Annotated in this window: 11 protein-coding genes; 1 reads left to right on the plus strand and 10 read right to left on the minus strand. The window is 44.0% G+C overall.

Annotated features, from left to right (window positions below; all coding sequences use genetic code 11):
* Window positions 1–5 precede the first annotated feature (5 nt).
* The 9 genes from H70737_RS22940 to gpr all read right to left on the minus strand — a co-directional run bounded on the left by H70737_RS22940 (window position 6) and on the right by gpr (window position 10,969).
* Window positions 6–833, minus strand: a complete 828-nt coding sequence (locus H70737_RS22940) for a carbohydrate ABC transporter permease (protein WP_042191010.1) — start codon at window positions 831–833, stop codon at window positions 6–8.
* A 63-nt stretch (window positions 834–896) separates the two neighbouring features.
* Window positions 897–1,781, minus strand: a complete 885-nt coding sequence (locus H70737_RS22945; RefSeq protein ID WP_231573337.1) for a carbohydrate ABC transporter permease — start codon at window positions 1,779–1,781, stop codon at window positions 897–899.
* A 91-nt stretch (window positions 1,782–1,872) separates the two neighbouring features.
* Window positions 1,873–3,177 (minus strand): ABC transporter substrate-binding protein, encoded by a 1,305-nt coding sequence (locus H70737_RS22950; RefSeq protein WP_042191012.1) that lies wholly within the window; start codon window positions 3,175–3,177, stop codon window positions 1,873–1,875.
* Window positions 3,178–3,272: 95 nt separating this feature from the next.
* A complete protein-coding gene (locus H70737_RS22955) occupies window positions 3,273–4,040 on the minus strand; it encodes a response regulator transcription factor (protein WP_042191014.1) in 768 nt (255 codons plus the stop codon).
* Complete coding sequence (locus H70737_RS22960) at window positions 4,025–5,830, minus strand: cache domain-containing sensor histidine kinase (protein ID WP_231573338.1); 1,806 nt, start codon at window positions 5,828–5,830, stop codon at window positions 4,025–4,027. The genes H70737_RS22955 and H70737_RS22960 overlap by 16 nt, the downstream gene beginning before the upstream one ends.
* Before the next feature lie 108 nt (window positions 5,831–5,938).
* Window positions 5,939–7,753 carry a translation elongation factor 4 gene (gene lepA, locus H70737_RS22965; RefSeq protein ID WP_036677511.1) on the minus strand — a complete coding sequence of 605 codons (1,815 nt, stop codon included), beginning with the start codon at window positions 7,751–7,753 and terminating at the stop codon, window positions 5,939–5,941.
* Between the two features lie 134 nt (window positions 7,754–7,887).
* Window positions 7,888–8,373, minus strand: coding sequence for a hypothetical protein (locus H70737_RS22970; RefSeq protein WP_042191019.1), 486 nt, complete (start codon window positions 8,371–8,373; stop codon window positions 7,888–7,890).
* A gap of 64 nt (window positions 8,374–8,437) precedes the next feature.
* Entirely contained in the window at window positions 8,438–9,811 is a 1,374-nt protein-coding gene (locus tag H70737_RS22975) for a stage II sporulation protein P (RefSeq protein WP_042191022.1), read from the minus strand.
* A 156-nt stretch (window positions 9,812–9,967) separates the two neighbouring features.
* Window positions 9,968–10,969, minus strand: coding sequence for a GPR endopeptidase (gpr, locus tag H70737_RS22980; RefSeq protein ID WP_042191024.1), 1,002 nt, complete (start codon window positions 10,967–10,969; stop codon window positions 9,968–9,970).
* Window positions 10,970–11,279: 310 nt separating this feature from the next.
* On the opposite strand from gpr, the gene rpsT reads away from it, so the two are divergent.
* Window positions 11,280–11,552, plus strand: a complete 273-nt coding sequence (rpsT, locus tag H70737_RS22985; RefSeq protein ID WP_042130412.1) for a 30S ribosomal protein S20 — start codon at window positions 11,280–11,282, stop codon at window positions 11,550–11,552.
* Between the two features lie 249 nt (window positions 11,553–11,801).
* On the opposite strand, the gene holA is transcribed toward rpsT, so the two are convergent.
* Window positions 11,802–12,821 carry a DNA polymerase III subunit delta gene (holA, locus tag H70737_RS22990; RefSeq protein WP_042191027.1) on the minus strand — a complete coding sequence of 340 codons (1,020 nt, stop codon included), beginning with the start codon at window positions 12,819–12,821 and terminating at the stop codon, window positions 11,802–11,804.
* Window positions 12,822–12,995: the final 174 nt, after the last annotated feature.

Raw genomic sequence — 12,995 nt, forward strand, 5'->3', positions numbered from 1 at the left:
TATAGTTAGCCTTTCACAGCCGAGCTGGAAATCCCTTGAATAATGTATTTCTGACCCACAAAGAAGATAATAATCATTGGAATAATCGCAGCCGATGAAGCAGCCATCATCCCGTTGTAGTCCACATTGTTCTCAAGAATAAAATTCTGCAATCCAAGCGGAATGGTATATAGTTTAGGGCTTTGCAAGAATACAAGCGCATTCTCATAATCATTCCATTGCCAGGAGAAATCGAGAATAGCAAACGTTGCTATTGCTGGCTTCGCTAATGGCAGAATTAAGCGGAAAAATATCTTATAATGCCCCGCCCCATCCAAAAAAGCGGATTCCGTAATTTCCTTAGGAATACTCATAAAGAACTGCCGAAGCATAAATACACCGAAGATTGAGAACATGGCTGGTAAGATCAGCGCCCAATGCGTATTGTAAATCCCAACCCAGTTAAACATGATAAACTTTGGAACAAAAAGCACCTGAGGTGGAACCATCATCATGGATAAATATATGACAAATAGTCCATCTCGACCTTTGAACGAAGTACGTGAAAATCCGTAAGCGGCAAGGGCAGATAGAAACACAGCCCCCACAGTTCCAATAATTGAAATCTTAAGTGAATTTAAATAATACGGAACAAAATCATGACTTCCTGTCCATACCCGAATATGATTGCTCCAGTTGAGAGATGAAGGCAGCCATTTGTTAAACACCTCGGCAGGTGTCTGAAAGGATGTGCTGAGCATCCATAGGAAAGGCACAATCATAAATAGTCCTAGAACAAACATGATGACCGTTACTGGCAGTTTCACCTTCATGTTTCCTGCGTTTTCATTCATACCGCCTGCTCCTTTAAATTATGGTTTCGGGGCCCCCCGCAAAGCTTCACTTTGTGGGATCATTTAGTAATGAACCCAGCGCTTTTGGCCGATCCACTGAATGACTGTAATGACGAGAATGACGGCGAACAAGAACCATGAAATGGCTGAAGCGTATCCCATATCGTAATAACTGAACGCTGTTTTATAAACGAATAGTGATAAGACCGTCGTACTTCCGCTAGGACCTCCAGCCGTAATGGCTTGAATAATCGAGAACGATTTCATCGTCATAATTAATCCGGTAATCATTAATAAGAAAGTTGTGGGACTAACAAGAGGCCATACAATTTTCCATGTTGTTTTGAATGTGCTTGCACCATCGATCCGGGCAGCCTCCAGCTGTTCTGTCGAAATTTCCTGTAATGCAGCTAAATATATGATCATATTGTAGCCAAGCATCAGCCAGATTTGTACGATATCAATGGCATACATTGCGGTTTCCGTATCCGCAAACCATCCTGGCGGCGATGTTATGCCAATCCAGCGAAGCATTTCATTGATGGGTCCCTGTGAAGGCTGAAATAGCAGCATCCAGACAAATGCAACGGCTACTCCACTGGAGATATACGGTAGGAAGAACATTCCACGTAATACGCCTTTAAGATACACACTGCGGTTTAGAAATAACGCTACAATAAATGCGAGCACCATCGATACTGGAACCGATATCAGGAATATCACCGTATATTTGATCGAGGCATAGAAATTATCGTCATGGAACAATCGTTTGAGATTATCCAGCCCAGTAAATTGCCAATTCGGATTTGAAAATTGATAATTCGTAAACATGAGGACAAAGGAATAGATTGCAGGAATAATAAAGAATAAGAGAATACCAATCATATTCGGAAGAATAAAGGTCATGCCGATCCAGCCTTGTCTGTCCATCCAGCTTCTCCGCTTCACGGTATCGCCGCCTTTCGTATGCTGAAAAATGGGTACACGAAAGAGAAGAACGAAGAAATCTTCCTCCTTCTCTTTTGTGCTAACTATTTCATTATTTCAATAACTCTTGCGAACGGGTTTGCATATTCTTCATCGTGGTTTCAATATCTTGCTTATTTAAGAAGTATTTTTCATACTCTTCTTTACGTGCATCAATGGCTTGTTGAGTTACATTTAGCTGGAAGGACGGGAATTTGCCGAATACAATTTTATTCATTGAATCTGTATCATATTTGTCTTCCACACCCTTCATGAGAAGGCTCATTGCTTCCTTACTATCTACACTCTTAGAGGCTGGAATACGACCCCCGCTTGCCATTGGCAGCATACCGCCATCCGCATACCATTTTGCGAACTCCCAAGCTGCATCCAGGTTCTTGGATTTCGCATTAAGAGCAAGCATGTCACCCACACCGCCCGAATATTTATAATCCTTTTGATCTTTATTCACTTTTGGAATAGCGGCGAACGCGGTTTTGAAATCATGCGGATAGTCTTTCAAGTTGTTCGCATTTCGGAAAATAAACTCACCTGCTGCCAGCATTGCCGCTTTGCCTTGCAAGAACATGGTGTCAACCGGCATTTTACTGGTCAGTTGCTCGCCATATTCCGGTGTGGATTTGTCCACGAACATCATGTTATGCAATATTTCCAGGTGTTCTTTCCATAGATCATTCCCAAAGTTTGAAGTACCATCCGCCTGTTTCACACCCATTCCAGCAAGCGTACCGTCCATCGTTGTTGAGAAGGAGGAATCTGCCTGCAATAATCCGTACACACCAGGCTTCGTTAGCTTCTTCGCATACTCCTCAAGATCTGACCAGGTCCAGTCCACCGCAGGAATCGGTAATCCTGCTGCATCCAGCATATCTTTGTTCAACCACACAAACGCCATGTTTTTCTTTGTAGGAATCCCATAGTACTTATCATTGATTTTCCACATTGCTGCGTCCTCGCCGATCTGGCTGTCGATATCATAATCTGTCTTCGTGCTTAGATCCAAGGCAACGCCTGCATCCATACGTTTCTGTAAATGAGCAAGATCGTAGTTCATGAAAAGGTCTATGTTTTGATTGGTCATCAAGGCAGTATCCAGCTTTAAGTTTCCAGCATCGTCATTTACATTACGGATATACTCGACTTGAATGTCCGGATTATCTTTATTCCAGTTATCAATTACAGCTTGAGGCCCGGCTTCTGCAGGAACTGCCCCCCACATCGTAAGCTTTATTTTCTCCTTTGCTGTTTGTCCATTTGCACTGCCCTGCGCATCATTACTTCCACTAGTACCACAACCAGCCAGCATCGTACCTGCTAATAAGACAGAAAGCACTGCAGGATACCACTTTTTCTTCATCGATATCTTCCCCCTTGGAAGGATTATGTGTTGTGCTCTACGTCTATAACTTTATCATCAGAGCGGATTCTGGGGGATGAACTACATTTGGGAAACTATAGAACGTTTTTTGGTTCTTTGCGAAATTCATTTGGCGTGACGCCACACCACTTTTTGAAAATTTTAATAAAATAATTATCGTTCTCAAAGCCCACCTGCTGCCCAATCTCACTAATTGTTAGCTTCGTCTCTGCAAGCAGCATTTTTCCAGCCTGAATACGCCGCTCTTGAATATAATTCGTCAAGGTTTGCCCTGTCTTTTTCTTGAATAAGTCACTTATATAGCTGGCATCCATTCGTATCAACTCTGACATGGATTTGAGCGAGATGTCCTCAGAATAATGCTCTTCAATATAAGCAATTATTTTGTTCATCTCCACATGATCTGTCGGTCCCGTTTGTTGCTTCTCAGGAAACCATTTATCGGCCTTTTTCATCTTCACCATTCGCTCCAGCTCGGCATGAACCTTACCCATGGTCTGCTTCAAACCTTGGAGATCTAAAGATAGCTTCAGAATGTAGTCCGAAGCTCCAAATACGAGCGCTTGCCGAGCGTATTCAAATTCACTCAATGCGGTCAACATTACAAATCGGCAGTCGAAGCCTTCCTCTCGCGCAACTTGAAGGAGCTTCACCCCATCCATCACTGGCATATTGATATCCGTCACTACCACATCAGGTCGAAGCTCACGAATCATTTGCAAGCCTACTTCTCCATTCTCGGCCTCACCTATAATTTCAAACGGGATTCCAGCCTTTAAGAATAACTTCCGTATACTTTTAACCGCGGGTTGTTCATCATCCACAATTAACGTTCTCCACATGTGAGCTTACCTCCATCGTAAGGTTTTGAAATAAGAAGTGGAAAATGGATAATCACTTCAGTTCCTGTGTCTGATGATACAATGTCCATGCCTGTCCGTTGATTCTTGAACAACAGCTCTAAGCTCTCCCTAATATTCTGAACACCGATTCCTTTTCGTTTCCGTGCAGCCTTATTCAGCTGTGCTCTATCTATCCCCATGCCGTTATCTTTAACCTGCAGATATAGTTGCTGTCCAGTCACCTTAGCGGAAATATCAATTCTCCCTTGTTTCACAGACTGACCGAAGCCGTGAATCAAGCTATTTTCAATTAAGGGCTGAAGACAGAATTTAGGGATTAATGCGTACTGTAGTTCCTCGTTGATATCATATTGAATTTCAATCCCATGTCCGAAGCGTTGCCGCTGAATCTCCATGTAAGATTCTATGAGTACAATCTCATCCTTTAACAGAATCAAATCCACTTCAGTATTTAATGTTGTTTCCAATATTTTGCCTAGCGCAACACAAATTTCATAAATTTCATCATCATCTTTATCTAAGGCGATGCTCTTTATCGTATTCAATGTATTTAGTAGGAAATGTGGATTCATCTGCGAAAGTAACACCTGAAATCGAACGAATTGCTTCTGTTTTTCTTCAAGCTGAAGACGCTGCAACAGCTCATTTAAATCATGGATCATTATATTGAAACTCTGAGTCAGTGCAAGAATCTCTCCCCGCCCTTGCTCGGGTAATTTCATTTTGAGATTCGTTTTAGCGGTCATCTCCATCTTCTTCTGCAGCTTCTTTAGCGGCACTGTAATCGTCGATGATATAAAATAAGTTAATAGAACAAATAGCAGTAGTATGACTCCAAATACAGCAAAAAATCGTTGCTTCTGCTTATACACCTCAAGAAATAGCTGTGCTAGCTGTACCTTTTTAACGACATAACCATTCAACTCTTCGATGTAGCTGTATGTGTATAAGCTCTTCTCCTTCGGATCGATGATAGATGCAGCACGCTCTGTCTGCCGCTGGTGGTCACTCTTCACAATACTCTGCGCAATATCTGGAGAAAAGGTCTCATCCTTATCCGGATTAAGCATCATTCTCCCTGAGGCATCGAGCAGAAAAAAAGAACCTTCCTGTTTACTCCCTAACGTTGATCTAGTAAACCACTCCTCATAATCGATACTTAGCCTTGCATAGGCATAAATGTTAAAACCATTATCACGCATAACCTCATAGAGGCTAAGCATTTTCTTACTTGTTGTACTTTCCCGGACCACATTATTCTTGTCATTCGGATTCCATATATATCGATTCGCTCCTTCTCGCTTCAATGCTTGAACCCAATCCTCCGATTGGATTTCGTCGTAGCTCAAAGTTTCCCTCGGCATAAAGGAAGTGTATGCGTTTCCATGAAGGTCGATTAAAGTATAATACACCGTCGCTCCACTCATGAAGAATGTATTTTCAATCGCTCCAAACTTGTTTTCAACGAGCTTTTTTCTCGTGATTTCATCCGATTGCTCGGGATTCTTCATTATCGATAAAATCGTTGTATCTTGTTCAAGTAATGACCCTGTTTTCATAACGAGACTCATGAGATCAACAAAACCATTCTTAATCCCAATAAGCTGCTCTATGTTCTTCGTTTCCGCATTATCCTGAAGCATTTGTTCTGTCTCTTTGAAGTTATACAGAACGAGCATGGCAATGGGTGTTAGTACCAACAGTAAGAAAGCTAACAAAATCCGATTCTTAAAGGTACTTGGCGTAAGTTTCAAATATAATCGTTTCAAAAGAGGACTCCCCTTACAGTGTATGTGCTTACAATCCTTCCACCCTATTGTAAACTTCTCCTGCGCAAAAAAATAGAGCCGGGATATTCTCCCGGCTCTACCTAATTTCTACTCGTCGATCTTCAGTACTGCCATGAATGCTTCTTGTGGTACCTCTACGCTACCTACTTGCTTCATGCGTTTCTTACCTTCTTTTTGTTTCTCTAGCAGCTTCCGCTTACGCGAAATATCACCGCCGTAACATTTTGCAAGTACGTTTTTGCGCATCGCCTTAACGGTTTCACGCGCAACCACCTTCGTACCCACAGAGGCTTGAATCGGCACTTCAAACATTTGACGAGGGATAATCCCACGTAGTTTCTCACAAATGATACGACCGCGGTTGTATGCACGATCACGGTGAACGATAAAGGACAAGGCATCGACCTGCTCATTGTTAAGCAAGATATCCATCTTGACCAGATTCGAACGACGGTATCCGCAAATTTCATAGTCGTAGGATGCGTAACCTTTTGTACCTGATTTCAACTGATCAAAGAAATCATAAACGATCTCTGACAGCGGAATCTCGTACGTAATCGTTACACGATTAGTATCTAGATATTCCATATTTACGAACTCGCCGCGTTTGTTCTGGCACAGCTCCATTACAGTACCTACGAAGTCGTTAGGCACAATGATCGCTGCTTTAACATATGGCTCTTCAATGTAGTCAATCGTTCCGATTTCCGGATAATGTGACGGGTTGTCGATTTGAATCATTTCGCCATTGGTCAGCATAATTCGATAAATAACACTCGGTGCTGTTGTAATTAGCGGCAAATTGAACTCGCGCTCAATCCGCTCTTGAATGATCTCCATATGCAAGAGTCCAAGGAATCCGCAACGGAAACCAAATCCAAGCGCGCTCGAGCTTTCCGGTTCAAAGCTTAGTGAAGCATCATTAAGCTGGAGCTTCTCCAATGCCTCACGAAGATCGTTATAATCGGAGGTCTCAATCGGATACAAACCGCAATATACCATCGGGTTGATCTTACGGTAACCTGGAAGCGGCTCAGCAGTAGGATTCTTTGCGTCAGTGACAGTATCACCGACACGGGTATCTCCAACATGCTTGATCCCAGCTACGATAAATCCAACATCCCCGATGTTCAATTCATCGACAATGGTCATACGCGGCATAAATGCGCCAACTTCAATGACCTCGAAAGTCTTCTCAGTTGCCATCATCTTAATCTTCGATCCCGCACGGATTTTACCGTCCATTACGCGCACATAGACGATAACGCCTTTGTAAGGATCGTAATGAGAGTCAAAAATCAACGCTTTAAGCGGCTCTTCTGAATTACCGGATGGCGCAGGAACCTGCTTCACCACCTGCTCCAGAATTTCCTTGATCCCAATACCGGCTTTGGCAGATGCCATAACCGCTTCACTGGTATCCAGCCCGATAACATCCTCAATCTCCTGCTTTACCCGGTCAGGGTCAGCGTTTGGCAAATCAATTTTGTTAAGCACAGGTAGGATTTCAAGGTTATTATCCAGTGCTAAATACACATTGGCCAGTGTCTGCGCTTCAATTCCTTGAGCCGCATCCACAACCAGCAGTGCGCCTTCACATGCTGCAAGACTGCGGGAAACTTCATAGGTGAAATCGACGTGTCCCGGTGTATCAATCAAATTGAGATAATACTCTACACCATCGTCTGCACGATAGGTTAAACGCACGGCTTGCAGCTTTATTGTGATACCACGTTCGCGCTCCAGATCCATCTGATCGAGTACCTGTTCCTGCATTTCACGCGTGGTTAGTGCCCCCGTGTATTCCAAAATGCGGTCAGCTAGTGTCGATTTACCATGGTCTATATGTGCAATAATCGAGAAATTGCGAATTTGTTGTTGTCTTTTCTGAACGTCAGTCATTCCTTACCCCCACAGACAGCCTGATATTAATCCACTTATTATAACAGTACAAGCTTACTCCATCAATCCCGCCCTTACGTAAAACAGAAGAAACAGCTATTCACGTACCCGTGAAATAACTGTTTCTCCTGAAATCATTGTGATTCTTCCGCCGAATCGAACAATGAGACTACCCAGCGTATGCCCTTTTGAGAAGCCTGCTGCAGAAGGCCTGCCGTTTTATCCGCTATCACATCGACTGTCGGCTTTTGTTCCTCAGGAATCAAAATCTGCTCTGGAGTTTTCGTATTATACCCATCTACCACCTTCTGAGGAAGATCTGTAGTTGGCGCAGGATTGCTATTCTGAGGCAATGGAGAAACAGGCGTATATGCACCTGTGAGAGGGTCGATCACCATCGGAACATACACATAAGTCTGCCCACCTTGTGTAACCCCATTCTTAATCGGCTGTGATTGCATGCCCGTCACTTGACTGGTTGGCGTAGTCGATAGGTCGATCCAGCCTGGCAGTAGCTTAGAGACGGTTGCCCCTCCGCTGCCACTAAACTGCATACCTAAGAGTATGCCGACCCCTGCCCAAATACCGACCATAACCAGTTTTTTACCGAAACGAGACATGTAAGCCACTCCTTTTTAAATACTTGGTAATAAAGCTGTTTATTCTAAATTAAATGTCTGTAGCTCAAGAAGCTCCGTTCGACTTTTGAGGTGCTGTAGCATTGGTTTGTCCCTTGCTCTCTTGGGTTGTGGGATTCGTCGCCTTGCCAGCAGCGTTTACCTTCTCCGAGTCATGACTGCTCCAGTACACATCCGCAATAGCGTCTGCCAAAATATCAGCCGTACGCTTTAATTCCTCTGCTGTATTATCAATACCGCCCACCTCAATCAAGACACTGTTAGGTGAGAGGGTTTGGTTGTACTCCCCGTTGTTTCCTTTACCCGCAGCTTTTCCCCATATTCCGCGAGATATTCCTGGGTAACTCTTTTCAATCGTTTGATGAATCTTGTTCGCAAACTCTTCGTTCTTCTTCCAATCTTTATTCGCATGTCCAATAATAAAATACACCTGAGCGTAACTTTTCCCATCAATCACTGCAGTTGTTTTGCCATGACGCTGCGAGTCGCGGTGAATGTCGATAAGTTCACTCATTTCTTGATTTGAGCTCATCGCAGATTTAACCAGCATTCGAGAGTATTTGTAGGAAAAATTCCAGTTATAGTCGGCAATTTTTGTTAGAAAATCTTCTTTGGCATGAACTGTACCAATCCCGCGTTGTTCCAATCTTTTCGTAATATATGATCCTACCAGCATTACATTTTTAGTTGAAACCGCAGAGCTTGGATTTTCGTTCGCTACTCCTAGTAGAGGGTTATAGGCCTCCCGAGGATGTGAATGATAGATAAGGATCCGTTTAACTGAGGTGTCCTTGGTATTATCTGTCTCGCTTTGCGGATCACTCTTATCCGTACCTCCCGCAGCTCCTGATGGCTCAGGAGACGGAGCTATTGTCGCTTCAGGCTGCTGTGCTGGAGTATCTTCGGGCTTGTCCACTTCGTTTGGAACCGATGGATCAACCTCTTCCCCTCCACCTTCAGCCAGTTCATCCGTTCCCGGATGATAATCAACAGGAGCTCCTGTAGAGCCACCCGAGCCTTTTCGCAAAAGAAATGGATCATCCGCTGCCAAGCCTGGCACTTCACGAGAAACTAGACTCTTCGGATCACTTGGATTCACACTGGTCAGTAATTGAAATACAAAGGAAGTTACTTTTTCACCTGAAAAAGCGGAAGGCTCTTTCCCTTGCGGTAAATGGGGGACCTCCATCCCCAACAGCTCCATGAAAAATCCACTCGATAGGGAGGCCGCAAGCCCCTTCATAGATGGAATGGGTGAAGAGTTCAACTTCTGTCCGGCCAATCCACCAGCGCCAAGCAGCATGAAAAATACTAGCGAACCTCCGGCCAACAGCAGCATCGTTCTTCCCAGCGATAAAGCATCCAGCACTCTTCCACGTAAACGGCCGATGTTCCAAAGCTGAAACCATTTTTTATTCATTATATTTATGTCCTCCTCCAGCCCTCTGTAATCTCTTATACTCCAAATCTATGAGCGAAAGAGAAATAGTAGAACCCTAAATGAGAGAATAGACATAGAGTCCGGCGAGATACTGTACATCAGCATCCCGCCGGACTTGTGCTAGCTATGATTCAATTAGTGGGTATAAGCGCCGACATTCTCAGGATCGACCGCATCATGCAGGGCCGCGTTCAGACCACTGGCTACAATATTGGCGATGCCTTCAATAAATTCATCGATTTCCTTAGGTGTAACGATCAAATCATGTCCTAGTGGCTCAAGTACTTCCTTCACTAATGACAATCGTTCCTGCTCAGAAATATCGTCTAGCATCCCCATAATTTCCTTGGTGTGACCAGCTCCTTGCCCGAAATGATTCTTCATCATCTCCAGTACATTATTTACAATGGTCGAAGCATAGCAAACTGTAGGAACACCGATAGCAATACAAGGAACACCCAGAATTTCCTGCGTCAATCCGCGCCGTTTATTGCCAATCCCCGAACCGGGGTGGATACCGATGTCGGCAATTTGAATCGTCGTATTGATCCGTTCAAGCGAACGAGATGCCAGCGCATCAATGGCAATAATAAGATCCGGCTTTGTACGATCCACGATCCCCTGTACAACCTCACTCGACTCGATACCGGTCAACCCTAACACCCCGGGAGCAATAGCACTTACCTTACGGTAGCCTGGAGAGACCTGATCCGGCACGAGCTCATAAAATTGCCGAGTAATGAGCGCATTCTCCACCACCAGCGGCCCCAATGAATCTGGAGTCACATTCCAGTTCCCCAATCCAACAATTAGTACAGATGCATCCTTACCAATCCCAATCCTAGTCAGGAAGTCCTCGAATTCGCGAGCAAAGACTTCAGCTACTTTTTGCTGCAAGCCAGTATCTCCATTGCGCAATGCTGGTACCTCAAGCGTGACATAATTTCCAATCGCGCGACCTATCGCCTGTGATCCGGCAGCGTTAGCCACACCAAGCCGGGTAACTTTTATCCCATCAGACTCTTCCACTTCTTCGTTTACACCAGGGATTGGCGTCCTTTGTGGCCCTTGAGCCATTTCCTTTGCCTCTAACGCCAAGTCCGTGCGTACCGAATATAGCTGCAGATCCGGTTCCATTGTTCCAGCCTCCTAAAAGTTTTGTTAGTATCGCTCCATTGAATTACTTCGGACAAAACTCACATCGGAAGCGATACTTAGTTTTGTGAGTAGACACTTCTTTGAGTTACTTCTAACAAAAACTCAAATTGCAAGCTTCTGCCTATGCTCTTTTGTCGATAGTGTGCGAGAGAAAGCCCTTGTTTATGCAGGTTAAAATGGTTTAATTTGAAAGCTTTAAGTATTGCTTTTTACTACCGGTCATGCTAAACTATTTTAAGTTGTGAATCATTTGATAATGATTTCGAATGTCTTACAGGAGGTGAATGCAATGCCAAATATTAAATCCGCGGTTAAACGCGTAAACACGAACGAAAAACGCCGTGCACTGAACGCTTCCCAAAAATCCGCGCTTCGTACAGCTGTGAAAACTGCTGATGTAGCACTGACAGGTACGGAAGTTGAAACTGCTCAAGCTGCTTTCCAAGCTGCTTCCAAAAAGCTGGACAAGGCCGTAACTAAAGGTCTGGTTCATAAAAATGCGGCTGCCCGCAAAAAATCCCGCTTGGCGAAGAAATTGAACGCTCTTAAGGCTCAAGCCTAAGACGACATTCATAATGAGCAATTGAAGAACCTGACCGCTATGTTTCATACGGTTGGGTTTTTTTGTGCCTACTATTCTATAAATATAAGTAATAGTTTCCTTTAGACGTTAGTTGAATGAAAAAAAAACCACCTTAGAAAGGTAGTTTTCTTAAACGATCAACTTTTCTCTTTTGAATAAGTTACTTTCATTCCGATTAGGCATTTTTCATAGATGGATCATCTCCATATACTTTTTCCACTGCTTAGTTCAAGTACCTAGCCGCAACATAAACAACTCCAGACCAAGCACTTTATCTATAGCTCCTGTCTTCATCTTATAATCCAGATCAGCTAGTGCACTTAAAATTTGCCGCAGACGTTCACTTGAGAACTTGTGGGCCTGCTCCCCTGCAAGCTTTACTGCATAAGGATGAAGTCCAATCTGAGAGGCAATCTGACCTTGCGAATAACTATGTGCTGATAAATCCTTCACCTGTAAAATAATTCGGAACTGCCGCGCAACCAGCGCAGCAATCTTAATGGGTTCTTCTCGCTGCTTCAACAGCTCATACAGCGTATCAAGCGCCTTATCTAGACGCAGATTAGCGATATCCTCTACAAGTGTAAACACATTTTGTTCCGTTCCGCGATGCACCAGACTCTCTACTGCTTCTGCGTCTACGGTTCCGCCCTTACCAGCGAACAAACATAGCTTGTCCATTTCCGCGGATAAGCCCTGCAAACCTGTCCCGGCATTAGTGATAAGAATCTCTGCGGTGCCAGGTGCCATCGTACACCCCCGCTCACGAATCCCTTTCTCTACCCAGCGCAGCAGTTCTTCTGCCCCTAGCGGGTTGAAAGCTAATACCGTACCCGCCGTTTTAACAGTCTTCACAATTTTCTTACGCTCGTCCAGCTTGTCACTATTCACCATAAAGACGATCACACTGAAATCTACAGGATGCTGCAAATAATCACTTAAAATATCTATACGATGCTCAAGTTTGGCATTTTCTTTTCCCGCTGTAAATAACGATGCGTCCCGCACCAGCAATAATTTACGTTCTACCATAAAAGGTACAGTCTCAGCTTCTTCTACCACAGCCTGCACCGGCGTCTCAGAGAGATCAAAGGGAATAACCGCAAAATCGCGATCCTCTTTGGCAATCAGCTGGTCTTCCAGCAATGCCGCGAATTCATTCATTCGAAATTTTTCACTGCCGTACAAAAGGTACAGCGGTGAGATTTTCCCTTGTTTGATTTCTTTTATCGCCGTTTTGGCATCCATTCCGCCACTTCCTTTTCCATTCATCTAGCCCAATTTGCCCAGATTCCTATTGTAGCAAAAAAAACGACATAAATGCACATGCAAAAACGGAGAAACTCTGGCAGCCATGGCCAAAGCCCCTCCGTTTAAGCGGCGCATCTATATAAACGCCGGAGTGAGAAGCCCTAGAAACTT

The sequence above is a fragment of the Paenibacillus sp. FSL H7-0737 genome (assembly GCF_000758545.1).
In the GTDB taxonomy this organism is placed as follows: Bacteria; Bacillota; Bacilli; order Paenibacillales; family Paenibacillaceae; genus Paenibacillus_AQ.

Excerpts from the sequence above, each read along its gene's own strand:
- H70737_RS22940 (WP_042191010.1), bottom strand. The coding sequence starts at position 833 with ATGAATGAAAACGCAGGAAACATGAAGGTGAAACTGCCAGTAACGGTC.
- H70737_RS22950 (WP_042191012.1), bottom strand. The coding sequence starts at position 3,177 with ATGAAGAAAAAGTGGTATCCTGCAGTGCTTTCTGTCTTATTAGCAGGT.
- H70737_RS22955 (WP_042191014.1), bottom strand. The coding sequence starts at position 4,040 with ATGTGGAGAACGTTAATTGTGGATGATGAACAACCCGCGGTTAAAAGT.
- lepA (WP_036677511.1), bottom strand. The coding sequence starts at position 7,753 with ATGACTGACGTTCAGAAAAGACAACAACAAATTCGCAATTTCTCGATT.
- H70737_RS22970 (WP_042191019.1), bottom strand. The coding sequence starts at position 8,373 with ATGTCTCGTTTCGGTAAAAAACTGGTTATGGTCGGTATTTGGGCAGGG.
- H70737_RS22975 (WP_042191022.1), bottom strand. The coding sequence starts at position 9,811 with ATGAATAAAAAATGGTTTCAGCTTTGGAACATCGGCCGTTTACGTGGA.
- gpr (WP_042191024.1), bottom strand. The coding sequence starts at position 10,969 with ATGGAACCGGATCTGCAGCTATATTCGGTACGCACGGACTTGGCGTTA.
- rpsT (WP_042130412.1), top strand. The coding sequence starts at position 11,280 with ATGCCAAATATTAAATCCGCGGTTAAACGCGTAAACACGAACGAAAAA.
- holA (WP_042191027.1), bottom strand. The coding sequence starts at position 12,821 with ATGGATGCCAAAACGGCGATAAAAGAAATCAAACAAGGGAAAATCTCA.